General features: G+C 43.3%; 1 protein-coding gene. It reads left to right on the forward strand.

What is annotated here, in order from left to right; all coding sequences use genetic code 11:
* Positions 1-138: 138 nt before the first annotated feature.
* A partial coding sequence (locus tag NXS07_RS20870; protein ID WP_258087617.1) for a transposase occupies positions 139-413 on the forward strand: 275 nt, incomplete at its 3' end.

Raw genomic sequence — 413 nt, forward strand, 5'->3', positions numbered from 1 at the left:
CAGACTGTGTAAAAACCCTTGATCACCTTTTGGTCTAAGTACGATGTACTTATGATCAATGGGTCTTAGCTACCGATCCAATTTCAAAGCCAAGTCCAGTATCATCAGATTGGTAAGCATAATCATGGAGATTCTGGCATGTCTCACCATATTACTGGTCAATCAAGGCATCAATCCACGCTCTTTCCAGAACTCATGGACGACTTTGTTAGCGAAGATAACCCAGTGCGAGTTATTGATGTCTTTGTTGAACATCTCGATTTACTCGACTTAGGTTTTGAAAGCGTGAATCCCAAGTCAACTGGCCGTCCTGGATATCACCCTGCCACGATGCTCAAGCTCTACATTTACGGTTATTTAAATCGAATTCAATCATCGCGACGGCTGGAGAAGGAATGCAACCGCAATGTCGA

Origin of the sequence: Xenorhabdus bovienii (genome assembly GCF_024721015.1) — a bacterium.
Taxonomy (GTDB): domain Bacteria; phylum Pseudomonadota; class Gammaproteobacteria; order Enterobacterales; family Enterobacteriaceae; genus Xenorhabdus; species Xenorhabdus bovienii.